Raw genomic sequence first — 13,500 nt, 5'->3', positions numbered from 1 at the left:
TTCTTCGAATCCGAGAGTATCTCAGCGCTTGTCGCGCTCCAGCTCCGCATACGCGTTGTGGCTGTGGATGCTCTCGAAGTTCTCGCTGCTGATGGCGTACCAGCGCACGCGGTCGTCCTTGTCCAGCGCGATGGCCAGGTCGCGGATGATGTCCTCGACGAACTTGGGATTGTCGTAGGCGTGCTCGGTCACGTACTTCTCGTCGGGCCGCTTGAGCAGGGCGAAGACCTCCAATGAACTCGCACCCTCGCAGATCTCGACGAGGTCCTCGATCCACATCTCGCCCGTAAACCGGACACTGGCGGTGATCTCGCAGCGCTGGTTGTGGGCGCCGTACTCGGAAATCTCCTTGCTGCACGGGCAGAGGCTCGTCGCGGGCGCGGCGACGGTCATGACGAAGTCGTCGTCGCCGTTGGCGGTGCAGGCGAACGTCACCTTGTAGTCCATCAGGCTCTCGATGCCGGTGACGGGCGCCTTCTTCTTGACGAAGTAGACGAAGCCGGCCTCGATGTGGGCCTCCTTGGCGTTCAGGCGGTCGCGAATCGCTCGCGCGATGCCGGGGAACTCTTCGGGCGTGATGGGCTCGCAGGCGTGGGCCTCGAGCACCTCGATGAAGCGGCTCATGTGCGTGCCCTTCTGGGTGTGGGGCAGGGCCACGTACATGGAGATGTTGGCGATCGAGCCCTGCTCGCCGCCCGCCCGCGTGCGCAGGCGGATGGGATACACGACCTCGCGGACGCCCACGCGGTCGATGGCGATCTCACGCGGGTCGGCGCTCGACTGCATGTCGGGCATGGCGGCGTCGGCGGGCTTCTGGGTCATGCTCAATATCAACCTCTCACGGCACACGAATATGCCTTGCAAATGGGCCGGCAGGACCCGGCCCTCCGTAGACGATCAGTGCTCGGCTCGCTTGACGATGGACGCGGCCCAGGCCAGGCCCAGCGGCGTGCCGAGCAGGGCGCCCGCGGCCCAATCGAGGGGCGTGATGCGGACGATGCCCGGCAGGGCCTGGGCGTAGGCGGCCGCCAGGGCGGTGTCGGCGGCGACGGTGGCGTAGGCGTAGGCGGGCGCCACGACGGCCAGCAGGGCCGCCGCGCCGATGGCGCCCACCGCGGGGGTCTTCAGGTCCACGAGCTTGGCGAGCACGGCGATGACGATGGCGGCCAGGGCCGCGGCGGCGATGACCTGCCCCTTGAGGTCGGTTACCGCCAGGAACCATGCGGCCGCCGCGCCGCCGGCCGCGGCGATGGCCATCGCGCCCGCCGAGCGGCCAGAGAACGTCAGCGTCTTCTCGGCTTCCATCGCTTCGGCGGACTGGGCCGTGATGTGCTCGCCCGGAACCGGCACGTGCCGCTGGGCCGCCAGCGTGATGACCACGCCGATGCCCACCAGGCACGCGGCCACCACCACGCCCTCGACGACGAGCAGGCCCCAGGGGCCCTCGCCGAAGGCGGAAATGGCAGACTGGGTGCTCGCCGACATTCCGGCCATCCACGCCACCACGATGCCCGCGCAGGTCAGCCCGGGCCGAAGCCCGCAGCGCCACGCGGCAAAGCCGCCGATGGCAGCCGCCAGGACCGCGCCGAGGATCAGGCAGACGGCGCCGACGACCGGGCTGGAGGACGCCAAGGGCGTTCCGGCCGAGCCATCGGGCGCGTTGGTCAGCCGCATCAGCATGCCCGCAACGGGCCCGACGACGACCAACGAGACGATGTAAAGAGTCCAGCGAATCGTTGCGTCGACCATGCGTACTCCGGCGGGCTCGGCCCTCGCCAGACGAACGGCGAGAGGGGAGAACCCGATCCGATGTTTGATTGTTGCCGCTCCGTCGGCCACTTCGACCCTCTGGAGGCCAAGGATCGGAGCATCCAGCGGAAAAAGGGGGAGACCACCCACGATGCCGACCAGACCGCCCGAATTCGACCAGAGCGACCGCTCGGCCCATCCGTGGTCGATCGCCGAGCCGGGATCCTGGACGGAACTGGCCGAGTCGACCGCGTTCGTCTGTCGTGCCGGTGGACTCGCCCTGCACCCGCTCACGCTCGCGCTGGCGGCGGTGGCGGCGTTGGCCGTCTCGTGGGCGCTGCCGCTTGGCCTGACCGACCTGCTGCCCTGGCTGGGTGATGCCGGCGTCGGCGCCGTCGTCTGGGCGTGGGTCCGGTTGCTCTGGATCGTGCTGGTCGCCTGCGTGTGCGGCACGATTGCCGCTCGCACCATCGCCGCCCGGCCCACCCGGGCCGAGGTCTGGGGCGCGCTGCCGACGATGCTTGCCAGCGCCGGCCTTTGCGTATCGACGTACGTCGCGGCGCTGCTGGGCGCCATGCTCGGCGCATGGCTCGGCTCGACCCTGGGGGGGTGGATCGGCGGCGGGTTCGGAGCCACGCTTGGCGCGCTCGTGGTCCTGGTTGGTCTCCTGGCCGTCGTGCTCGCCACGTTGATGCTGCTCCTTGCCATTCCGGCCATCGCAACGAACGACGCCGATGCCCCCGACGCCATCCAGCGAGCGGCGGCGCACCTCATTGCCCGGCCCGGCTTGTCTCTGGCCCTGTTGGGGCTGAGCCTGTTCGCGGCGGGCATCGCCACCCTTGCTGCGATCTTCCTGGTGGGGCTCGCCACGGCGGCCGCGACCGCCGGCTTCGATCCCGCGCCCCGATTGGTCTGGCTGCCCAGCACGGTGGGGGTGTTCGTCGCCCTTGCGGTGCTCTGGTCGGCACTGACGCAAACGGTGCTTACGTTGCGAGAAGTGGTGGATCGGGAAGATCGGGCCAGTTGCTGGGACGCGGCGCCCCAGGCCGAAGCCATCCACCGTGCGATCGAGGCGAGGGCCACGATTCGCCGCGAGGAAGCTGGGAACGAAGATCAGTCCGCCTGATCCATGAGGGCGATCCCGGCGGCGGGCGACGGCGTACGAGAACCATTCTTCCGCGGCGAAGTCGCCTGCGCTCCCCGGGGCGAATTCTCGCATGAATCGAGTGTTGGGCCCGTCGCTGGTGGCCCGAAAGAGGGAGTTGATTCGCAACGGGCATATGCTGCCATGATGCAACCGTGGGATGGCAAGGAAATTCGACGACGCCCGTTGAGGATGCGGGGGGTGTTGCCAACCGTGCTGGTCGCTTTGCTTGCTGGGGCGGCGATGGGATCTTCCCAAGCCGAGACGACCGCCTCGCCGGTCGATCCGCCGCTGTCCGACGACGCGCCCGCCCAGGCCTTCGACCCCGCGGCACTGCTCGCCTCGGCGGCGGAACCAGACGCCCGCCGGCAAGCAGCCCGAGAGGTGCTCCAACGGTTCGCGGCCGACGCCAGCCTCTCGTTGCCCCAGGCATGGCTTGCCGAAGAACCGGCAGCGTCGCTGAGGCTGCTCGATGAAGCCGCGTCCTCGCCCGAAGCCGCCGAGGCACTCGCGTCGGCCATCGTGCGTGCAAGTCGGCCCGTGGATGGTCAGAACGGCGCCCGCGTGACGGCGCCCGCGGACATGTCATCCGACGCAAGGTTTGTGTGCGTCACGTTGCTCTCCAGATCGAGCGATCCGGCGGCCGCGGAAGTGCTCGTCGGCTGGCTCGAGTCTTCGCCCGTAGACGAACGCTCTGAGATCGTCGATGCGTTGGTGAGCCTGTCCGGACGGGCAGACCTCGGGCAGTCTCCCGAGGCCTGGCGTCAGTGGCTTGCGCGGCATCGACACCTGCCGCCCATTGCCTGGCGATCCATGCTGGTCGATGGCCTGCGGACCCGCGCCGAACGACTCGATCAGCGTGAGCGAGACCTGCTTCGCGCCCTGGTTGATTCGTCCCGCCGCCTGTACGCCGCGTTGCCGGCGGCCGACCGCCCCGCCGCGCTGGCTCGCATGCTGGCCGATTCCGAAGCGGCCATCCGGCTGGCGGCGACCGACTTGTTGCTGCGGGACCTGGAGCGCGGCGTTGCACCCGTGCCGGAGGTATCCGCGGCTGTCGTTCGATTGCTCGATGATCCCGAAGCCGACATCCGCCAGGCGGCAGCCGTCCTGGTCGATCGCATCGTGCCCGAAGGCTCCGCCGCTCGTTTAAGCGTCGCATTGCGACGGGAAGCGAACCCAGACGTTGCGGCCGTGATGCTTCGCGCTTACCGACGGTCGCCCGATGCAACGGCGATCGATGCCGTGCTCCGATGGCTCGAGCATGGCGAGCCGACGCGTGTCGCGGCCATCCGCGCCGTCGCGAGCCTGTTGGAAGCCGGATTCGAGCCATCGGTGGAGCAGCGGGAGCGGGTGCTGGCGCAGATCGACCCGCAGAACGCATCGGCCCTGACGCCCGCGGGCGTACACGTACTCGCTCGCCTTGGCGATCGAACCGATCGCGACGTCTTGCGTTCGCTCTTGTTCTCGCCAAGGCCAGAGATTCGACGTGCCACGGTGGAGGCCCTGTTGCCCGATGCCACGCACGTAAACGACCTGCTTCTGGCAGCCGAGGCCGACCCGTCGCTGCTCCAGCGTGCGGCCGACGCGGTCGCAATCCACAAGCCCTGGGCGCCCTCGCTCCGCCGCGTTGCGATGCTGGAGATGCGTGTACCGATGGATGCGCAGTCGGCCGAGTCTCTGCCAATTACCGTGGCGTTGGCTCGATTGCTTCCGATGCCCGAGCGATTGGCCGCATCGCAAACACTCGTGGGTCACCCATTGGCGATTCGTGCGATTCTCGGCACGCCTCGCCGGGAAGACTTCGCCGATGGTCCCGCCGGAGACCGGGACCTTGCTCGCGCCCGGTCGCTCTTGAATCTGCCCGAGCGCAGGGCGGAGCCGGCCGAATCACAAGCCGAGCCCGAGTTGGCGCCGGAAGAAGCTCCGCCACCGTCGACGCCACCGGGATGACGCGCTAGCCGCGGGGCTTGAGCCCTTCGAGCGGCTGGGCGAACTGCATCGAGATGAGTACGTAGGGCTGGCGGCCGTAGCGGTAGATCGTGCCGCTGACCTCGAACGCGACCTGATCGCCGTATCGCTCGATCGCCCGCTCCATGGCGCGAAGGGAACTGTTCGGCAGCACGAGAAGCGGCGCATCGTCTCGCGGGGCATCGGCATCCTGGTCGAAGGCGAGGACCCAGAGCCCTCGCTGGCGTTCGAGTCTCGCTCGGCGTCGAAGCAGCCGATCACCTTCCTGGAGGCCTTCCCGCTCGATGAGTTCCTGCTCGTCGGCGCCGTCGCCGTCGGACGACTCGCGCAAGGCCGGGGGCGAGACCGACGGCGCTTCCAGCGAGCGCGCGCGGCGCCGGCCGGACTCCAGTTCCTCGGCGATCGCGCGCAAGCGGGGGTCGATGCGGCTCATCGGATCGGCGCCCTGGCCATCGTCGTCGCGTTCTTCGTCCACCGGCGTATCCACCGGCGTAACGGTGGGAGCCGTGATGATCGCATAGTTCGTCGGCAAGAGGTAGTTCACCCTGTCGTAGGCCGTGAGGGCCCCGGTGACCCGGACGGCCGGCGCGGCGGCAGACTCGACCGACTCGATCATGCGTTCGAGCTGGCGGCAGGGCAGCAAGACCATGGCCTTGGGCTGGTCGTCCTCCCCCATGAACACGAATGCCCACTCGCCATACGGCGTGCGGCGCAGCAGCCCAGGGCGCTCGGGCAGGACCGACCCCTCGACGGCGAGCACCCCCATGCCGGTCGCGCCAGGCTCGCTGACCCCCAGGAGCAACTCGCGGATGGCCTCGGGCAGCTCGGGGGGCCCGGGGTGGGCAACATCTCCGGCCGGTGGGTTCTCCGCTGGCTGGCCACCGGCCGGGGCGTCCTGGGCAAGGGAAAACCCAGGCATGGCGAGCAGGCCGGCCAGGGCGAAGGCGATCGAAGTGCGGTTCGCGGTGGGCATGCCCAAGGCTATCGGCCATCGGGGGCAGGAACGGCCCGTGCGGGCGCCCAGCGGGCCAAGAGTTGCTCCAGCCTCCGCCATGCCGTGGCCGAAAGGAAGGGCATCGCCCCCGGCCCGGCCCCCGGCCCGGCCCATGGCCCGCGTCGGGTGTCCCAACGGGCCATCGGCCGATTGTCGCCCCGGCTCCGGCCGGTTCGCCCTCGCCCGCCGGCCACCGGGCGATCGCCCCCGGCCACCGGTCGCCCCCCGCCGGCGACCGGGCATCGCCCCCGGGCGACCGTGCACCGCGCACGGGCCACCGGGCAACCCCCGGCAAGGCCCGTGCCCCCCAGTCAAAAGAACGTGTCCCGCCCCCCGGGGCAGCTTCTCCCCGGCCCGGGGCACGGTCATCGGCGCGCAGGACCTCGAAGGGAGGCTTTCCGGGCTTGATCTGGGACGCTCCGGGCCTGGCCTGGGGCCTTCCGGGCTTGATCTGAGCCTCTCCGGGCTTGGCCTGGGGCTTTCCGGGCTTGATCTGAGCCTCTCCGGGCTTGGCCTGGGGCCTTCCGGGCTTGACCTGAGGCTCTCCGGGCTTGGCCTGAGGCTTTCCGGGCTTGACCCGAGCCGTTCAGGGGGCCACCAGGAACGCGCCCCCGGCCACGCGAGCCCCGGCGGACGCCCGCGCACAGAACGAGCCCCGCGTGGGGCTCCTTTGCGGCATGACAGGGGCTCGATACCCAGACGCCCCCCCAGCCTACGCGCACCCCGCGTCGAACGCCGTCTGGAACGCCAGGAAGTCGAAGATCGTCAGCTCGCCGTCGCCGTCGAAGTCGGCCTGGGGGTCGCCAGCGTCGAAGAGGTTGGCGAACATCAGGAAGTCGAAGATGGTGAGCGCGCCGTCGGCGTCGAGGTCGGCTTCGCAGATCTCGCAGTCGAGGTCGAACGCATACACCGCGCCCGTGCGGATGACCGGCGACCGCGTCGTCCGCTCCCCGGGCACGCCGTAGACCACGTGCCGGCCATCGGTGGCGGCCCGTTGCCCGAAGCCGTCGGCGAACCAGCCCTCGGGCGTGGCGTCGTCGGGTGTCAGCTTCGCCACCTCGCGCCACTGGCCGTTGCCGCCGCGCTGGAAGACGTAACTTGTAAAGTCCCAATTCCGCCATGTTCCGGCCACCAAAGTATCAGCGTGGAAGGCCAAACCCGCGCCAAATACGCCGCTGGTCGCGCTGTCGCTGCATGCAAGCTCCTGACTCAGTGTCCACTGCCCGCCGACAAGCTCATACGTAAACACGGCTCCTTGCCCAGAAAATGTGCGAGACTGGCCCGGAGCTGCAATGGCCACCTCTCCTTCGCTGGATGCGATCCACAGTCCGTAGTAGGCCAGTGATATCGAGTCGCCGGGAGGCAGCAATTTCTGAGTGAACGTCAGCGAATCATCAGCGTTGCGCCGATACACGTATACCGATCCATGACGATCGTCGTGCGTGCTGTCCAGCGGTGCCGCGACGAACACCCAATCCCCATCAATCTCGACCTGCTGGCCGAAGTTCGCATCCGACGGCAGTCCATCTGGAGCCCCAAAGCTCTCGCGATATTCCCAGCCCTCGGCGCCCTGGACGTACCGATGGATCAGGTCGCCCTGCACCGCCAGGGCCAGGCTGCCGCCCAGGGCGATGGGCGCCGCGAAGGCCGCGTCGGCCTCGGGCGTGTCGGGCGGGTAGAAGCGATCGGTCTCGACCCATTGCCCGGCCGACTCGACGTAGTCGTACACGTCTACGCGCCCCAGGCGTGGGTCGGAGAACTTCCGCGGCGTGGGGATGAGCATCCGATCGCCATCGATGGCGAAGCTGCCGAACTGATCGAACGCTGCGATGTCGCCGGGCACGATCTTCTGGAGAAATACCCATTGGTCGCCTTCCCGCTCGTACACGAACGTCGCGCCCCCGCTGCACGCGAAGGGGTCGGGGGTCGAGCACGCGGTGTAGGCCGTCCAGTCGCCCACGATCAGCCAGCGGTCGTCCACGTGCACCTGGAGTCCGAACGAGCCGGTTTCCTCCGGAGCGCGGACCAGGCGTTCGGCATCGCACTGGGCGAGGGTCGAACCCGAGCAGGCCAGAAGGCACGCAAGCGAAGGCAGGATGGGCTTGGAGCTTCCCATACCAGGAGTATGACGGAGTCACGAGGCAAACGCAAGAGAAATCACACCAACGGGTGGCAGAAACCCGCCTCAGCCGAACCGCCCCGTCACGTACTCCTCGGTCTCGGTCAGGATCGGCCGGCGGAAGATGCCGCTGGTGGGGCCGTACTCGACCAGGCGGCCCAGGTCCATGAAGGCCGTGTCAAGGCGGTGTCGTCGCTCACGCGCATGGCCTGCCGCATGGTGTGGGTCACGATGGGCACGGTGGAGCGCTCGGCGATCTCCCGGATCAGCTCGTTTTGATCAGCTCGTTGGCCTTCGAGATCAGAACACCGCGATGTCCACCAGGTCGAGGACCGTGCCCGTGGGCACGCCCAGGGCGGTGTTCTGCAGCGCCCGGCCCAGGGGGTTCCAGTGCTCGAGCATGGCCACGACGGGGCCGGTGCTGGTGATGCTGATGGTGAAGTCCAGCCCCTCGGTGGGGAAGCTGAAGCCCTCGTCGAACTCGATCTCGCCGTCGACGTCCTCGACCTCCAGCGACGCCAGGCTCTTGGTCTCGACGATGCGGGTGCCATCGGAGAAGGTGAAGGTGATGGTCACGTCCACCGAGCTTCCCGTGGGGTTGAACAGCAGCACGTCCTCGGTCTCGATCTCGTCGTCGTCGATCTCCTCGATCAGGCCCTGGTCGAAGAACCACGCGTCGCTGGCGCGCGTCTCGGGCTGGTAGAAGGCGAGCTGGCTGCGACGCTCGCTGATGACGTTGATGGCCACCGGCGCATCGGCCACGTAGGCGAGCGTGACGTCGTCGTCGTCGTCGGTGAAGCCCTCGCCCCGAAGCGAGAGGCGCTCCGAGCCGCCGGCCGATACGTTCACGGTGAACGTGGTCGGGCCAAAGAGCGGGCCATCGTCGCCCGCGAAGGCGCGGAAGCGGACCTCGACGTCGGTGCTGCCGGGGTTGGCGATGAAGAGGAACGTGTCGTCGCGGTCGTCGTCGTCGGTGTCGAACTCCGCGTCCAGGATCACGCCCGCGCGGGCGGTTGTCTGGGCGGGAAGTTCGATGGTGGCCGATTGGCGCTCCAGTGCGTATCGCGTGCCCCCGAGCACGATCGTGCTATCGCTGCTGACGCGGGCCTGGTACACGCCCTCGGGCAGATCAGGCAACTGCTGGATGTTCCAGCCGCCGCGGCGCTGGGCCTCGACCAGCGCGGTATAACGGTACGTGTTGCCCGAGTCGTCGCGCAGCTCGAGTTGCACGGTCACGTCGTCGTCGTTGCTGTTGAAGAAGACCACGAAGTCGCGCGATGAATCATCGTCTCGACGAACCCCGGCGAGCGTGAAGTCGTCGTCGCTGCGATCGCTGAAGTACTGGGCCGTCTGGGCCCCGAAGTCGCTGTGGCGCAGCAGGGCCGTCACGTCGTCGGTGCTGCTGCGCAGCACCAGGCTGTAGGGCTCGTCGGGCCGCACCAGCGCGGCGCCATCGCCCCAGACGGCCACGCGGTCGGTGTCGCCTGCGCCGAGGGTGCCCTGTGCGATACACACGATCTCGTCGCCGGCACCCTCGCGTTCGTAGTGGGCCCAGAGCTGCCAGTCGGCGCTGCCGCTGTCGTCGGCGTAGGCCAGTTCGACCACTTGCACGGCGGTGGGCGAACTGAATCCTTCGGGCATGAACAATGCCTCGGGCAGCACGGAAACGCCGCTGAGCAGTACGCGAGGCTCGAGCGGCTGAAGGTCGAAGTCGCCTCCGACGTTTGCACGGCTACGGCTGGCTGTCGGGTTCTGGTTGGGTCGCATGGAAAGATCCTCCTGAGGTGGGATTCGGGCGCTCGTCTACCAAGAGCACCGAACCCTGGCTGAAAATACTTCAAATCGTGTGCCATCGGGGCATTCGTTCGCCGCAACCCGGCCGTGGCATTGGTGGCTTGCAAGTCGTGGCCATCGCAGGCCTTGGCGGACCCGGGATGGCCTGCCATGGCCAGTCGCCGAGGCTATGTCGGTCGTTTGCGTTGCTCCGACGGCCGCCCTCGGCAATACTCCCAGCCCATGCCCGCCTTCTGGCGCCTCGCCAAGCTCATGCTGGACTTCAAGGGACGCATCGTCCTGGCCCTGCTCTGTGCCGTGCTGTCGGGCGGCAGTCTGTCGGGCGGCTTGTTGACATCTTCGCCCATCATCGACGGGTTGTTCGAGGAACAGCAAGGCCTCCGGCAGATCGCTCTGGACCACAATTCGGATGCGGCCGAGTCAGGCGGGTGGGCGTTTCCGACATGGTTCGTCGAGCAACTTCCCGAGAACGCCTGGCCCAGCATCGTCTTCCTGGTGGTGGTGATCGCGGTTCTGGCGGTGGCCGCGGGGTTGTTCCAGTTCACGCACTCGTTCCTCGCGCTGACGGTGGTCCACAGGACGGTCATGCGTGTTCGCCGAAAGGCGTTTCGCTCGCTGTTGTTCATGCCGCTGTTGGCCGCTCAGCGGAGCGTGGGAGAGCCCGGCGCCGCAACCCCACCCGGCCCGGTGGATGGCTCGGACGCGGTCAGCCGCCTGATTACTGACGCCGATCAGCTCGCCTATGGGTTCGAGGCGCTTCTGAGCAAGGCCGTGACGCAGGTGACCAAGGGCCTGGGCGCGCTCGTGTTCGCGTTCATCATCAACTGGAAGCTCTCGCTGCTGGCGCTGGTCATCGCCCCGGCGGTATGGGGCGTTATCCGCTACTTCGGCCGCCGCATCAAGCGTGCGTCCAAAGCGGCGATGGGGCACCGGGCTGAACTACTGTCGATCGCCACCGAGTCGGCCCAGGCCCTCCGGGTGGTCAAGGCATACACCGCCGAGCGGCGCGAGGCCCATCGATTCAGCCTGGCCAACCGCCGGGTGTACCACCAGATGCTCAAGGCGCGCACGGCCCGGGCGCTATCCAAGCCCTTCGTCGAGGTGCTGACGGTGTTCATCCTGGTGGTGCTGGTGCTGGTCGCCTTCTGGGCCATCACCGAGGGCAAGCTCGAAGTGCCGGACTTCATCAAGGTGCTGGCGGGCCTGGCGCTGGGTGGTGCCGCGCTCAAGCCCCTGACGGGCCTGCTCAACGACATGCAGACTTCCGCGGGCGCAGCCGAGCGTCTCGAGGAACTGCTGCACGCCAGCGTAGAGCCGGGCCACGAGCCTGGGCTCGAGCGTCTGCCCCGCCACAACCAGACCATCGAACTCAAGGACGTGGCGGTGCGATATCCCGGCGCGCGCTCGCCCGCGGTCAATGGCGTGAGCCTCACCATCAACCACGGTGAACGCGTCGCGATCGTTGGGCCCAACGGCTCGGGCAAGACCACCTTGCTGGGCCTGCTGTATCGCATGTACGACCCCGAATCGGGCTCGGTGCTCGTCGACGGCCACGATCTGAAGCGCGTCTCGGTGCGGTCCCTTCGCAAGCAGGTCGGCGTGGTGAGCCAGGAAACGGTGCTCTTCGAGGGCACCGTCCGAGACAACGTCGCCTACGGCAAGCCCACGGCGACCGATGACGAGGTGCGCTCGGCCCTCGACCGGGCCCGGGCCACCGAGTTCGTTGAGCAGATGCCCGGGGGCATCCGGGCCGAGATTGCCGAGCGAGGCACCTCGCTCTCGGGCGGTCAGCGGCAGCGTCTGGCGATCGCCCGGGCCATCCTGCGGGACCCAGCGATCCTGATCCTCGATGAGGCCACCAGCATGATCGATGCGGGCTCGGAGGCCCGGATCAATGAGGCCATGGACGAGTTCAGCCAGGGGCGGACGACGGTGGTGGTGGCCCACCGGCTGAGCACGGTCCGGCGGGCGGACCGGATCGTGGTGCTCCGGGCCGGGCAGGTGGTCGACGTGGGGACGCACGGGGAGTTGATGGCCCGGTGCGAGCTCTATCAGGACCTGGCCCGAACACAGCTGTTGGGCGGCGACGAAACGACCGATACGCAAAGCGACGGCCCGTCGGGTTGACGCCGATATGCCGTGGCGTACGATGTTGGCTCGCCGTTGGGTGAGCAATCTTCCCGCCCGTCGGGGGGAAGCCCTTGGCGCCGCTGTAGCTCAGTGGTAGAGCGCACCCTTGGTAAGGGTGAGGTCGTGAGTTCAAGTCTCACCAGCGGCTTTGGCAGCCTTCCGACCCGAGCGGGGAGCCTCTCGGGGTGGCGGGCGACGTGGCCCGATTCGGGGTCTGGAACAGTCTATAATCCTGCCCGCTTCTAATTGGGCGGGTTCGAGGGCTCGGACGACCGCCGAGCAACAGGCAGACATCGCCGGTTCCGTGTGGATTCCGGCTGTGATTCATGAGGAACCGGTCGGCCAGACGCCCTTACAGCGGGGCGGCCGACGACGAGGCAATGCTGGAGGTAGACGGCGATGGCAAAAGATGTCTTCGAGCGGACCAAGCCGCACGTGAACGTCGGCACGATCGGTCACATCGACCACGGCAAGAGCACCCTGACGGCCGCCATGGCCGCTCGCTCGGCCACCAAGCGCGGCGGCAAGGCCAAGAGCTACGCCGAGATCACCAAGGGCGGTACCGTCCGTGACTCGTCCAAGACCGTGACGATCCACTCGTCGCACGTCGAGTACGAGACCGACAACCGCCACTACGCCCACGTGGACTGCCCGGGCCACGCCGACTACGTGAAGAACATGATCACCGGCGCCGCTCAGATGGACGGCGCCATCCTGGTGGTGTCGGCCGCCGATGGTCCCATGCCCCAGACCCGCGAGCACGTGCTGCTGGCCCGCCAGGTGGGCGTGCCCTACATCGTGGTCGCGCTCAACAAGGTCGACCTGGTCGACGATCCCGAGTTGCTCGAGCTCGTCGAGATGGAAGTTCGCGACCTGCTGAGCAAGTACGACTTCCCCGGCGACGACACGCCCATCGTGCACATCACCGCGAAGGCCGCCGTCGAGAACCCCGCCGATGACGCTGCCAACAAGGGCGTCGACGAGTTGTTCGACGCGTTGGACAGCTACATCCCTGAGCCGCCCCGTGAGGCCGACAAGCCCTTCCTGATGGCGGTCGAGGACGTCTTCAGCATCAAGGGCCGCGGTACCGTGGCCACCGGCCGCATCGAGCGTGGCGTGATCAAGGTCGGCGATGCCGCCGAGGTCGTCGGCCTCCGTGCTGAGCCGCTGAAGACCACCATCACCGGCGTCGAGATGTTCAACAAGTCCATGGAAGAGGGCATGGCCGGCGACAACTGCGGCCTGCTGCTCCGCGGCGTTGAGAAGAACGACATCCAGCGCGGCCAGGTCATCGTCAAGCCCGGCAGCATCAACACCCACCGCAAGTTCAAGGGTGAGGTTTACGTGCTGACCAAGGAAGAGGGCGGCCGCCACACCCCGTTCTTCTCGGGCTACAAGCCGCAGTTCTACATGCGGACTACCGACGTGACCGGATCGGTGAAGCTGCTGGGCGGCGCCGAGATGTGCATGCCCGGCGACAACGTCGAGATCGAGGTCGACCTCGAGGGCAAGCCCGTCGCCATGGAGGCCGGCCTCCGCTTCGCTGTTCGCGAAGGTGGCCGCACCATCGGTTCGGGCGTCGTCACCGAGATCATCGAGTAA

Annotated in this window: 9 protein-coding genes and 1 tRNA gene; 5 read left to right on the top strand and 5 right to left on the bottom strand. The window is 68.0% G+C overall.

Features of this window, described 5'->3' with window-relative positions; all coding sequences use genetic code 11:
* Window positions 1–21: 21 nt before the first annotated feature.
* Together folE2 and RIE32_03055 are read right to left on the bottom strand one after the other, a co-directional pair.
* On the bottom strand, window positions 22–822 hold the full coding sequence (folE2, locus tag RIE32_03060; protein MEQ9095223.1) for a GTP cyclohydrolase FolE2: 801 nt from the start codon (window positions 820–822) through the stop codon (window positions 22–24).
* A gap of 75 nt (window positions 823–897) precedes the next feature.
* Window positions 898–1,749: a hypothetical protein gene (locus RIE32_03055; GenBank protein ID MEQ9095222.1), complete on the bottom strand. Its 852-nt coding sequence runs from the start codon at window positions 1,747–1,749 to the stop codon at window positions 898–900.
* Between the two features lie 151 nt (window positions 1,750–1,900).
* On the opposite strand from RIE32_03055, the gene RIE32_03050 reads away from it, so the two are divergent.
* Both RIE32_03050 and RIE32_03045 read left to right on the top strand, forming a co-directional pair.
* On the top strand, window positions 1,901–2,875 hold the full coding sequence (locus RIE32_03050) for a hypothetical protein (protein ID MEQ9095221.1): 975 nt from the start codon (window positions 1,901–1,903) through the stop codon (window positions 2,873–2,875).
* A gap of 222 nt (window positions 2,876–3,097) precedes the next feature.
* Window positions 3,098–4,843 (top strand): hypothetical protein, encoded by a 1,746-nt coding sequence (locus RIE32_03045; GenBank protein MEQ9095220.1) that lies wholly within the window; start codon window positions 3,098–3,100, stop codon window positions 4,841–4,843.
* 4 nt (window positions 4,844–4,847) lie between these two features.
* Here RIE32_03045 and RIE32_03040 read toward each other — a convergent pair whose 3' ends face one another.
* From RIE32_03040 to RIE32_03030, 3 genes are all read right to left on the bottom strand, one after another.
* Complete coding sequence (locus RIE32_03040) at window positions 4,848–5,834, bottom strand: hypothetical protein (protein MEQ9095219.1); 987 nt, start codon at window positions 5,832–5,834, stop codon at window positions 4,848–4,850.
* Between the two features lie 733 nt (window positions 5,835–6,567).
* Window positions 6,568–7,971 (bottom strand): GC-type dockerin domain-anchored protein, encoded by a 1,404-nt coding sequence (locus RIE32_03035; GenBank protein MEQ9095218.1) that lies wholly within the window; start codon window positions 7,969–7,971, stop codon window positions 6,568–6,570.
* Between the two features lie 303 nt (window positions 7,972–8,274).
* Window positions 8,275–9,741, bottom strand: a complete 1,467-nt coding sequence (locus tag RIE32_03030; GenBank protein ID MEQ9095217.1) for a hypothetical protein — start codon at window positions 9,739–9,741, stop codon at window positions 8,275–8,277.
* Window positions 9,742–9,990: 249 nt separating this feature from the next.
* On the opposite strand from RIE32_03030, the gene RIE32_03025 reads away from it, so the two are divergent.
* The 3 genes from RIE32_03025 to tuf all read left to right on the top strand — a co-directional run bounded on the left by RIE32_03025 (window position 9,991) and on the right by tuf (window position 13,500).
* Window positions 9,991–11,895 (top strand): ABC transporter ATP-binding protein, encoded by a 1,905-nt coding sequence (locus tag RIE32_03025; protein MEQ9095216.1) that lies wholly within the window; start codon window positions 9,991–9,993, stop codon window positions 11,893–11,895.
* A gap of 79 nt (window positions 11,896–11,974) precedes the next feature.
* Window positions 11,975–12,046: transfer RNA gene (locus RIE32_03020), tRNA-Thr, on the top strand.
* A 251-nt stretch (window positions 12,047–12,297) separates the two neighbouring features.
* A complete protein-coding gene (gene tuf / locus RIE32_03015) occupies window positions 12,298–13,500 on the top strand; it encodes an elongation factor Tu (GenBank protein ID MEQ9095215.1) in 1,203 nt (400 codons plus the stop codon).

The sequence above is a fragment of the Phycisphaerales bacterium genome (genome assembly GCA_040221175.1).
GTDB lineage: Bacteria > Planctomycetota > Phycisphaerae > Phycisphaerales > UBA1924 > JAHCJI01.
The sequence above is the reverse complement of the archived record's forward strand: the minus strand, read 5'-3'. Positions and strand labels throughout refer to the sequence as shown.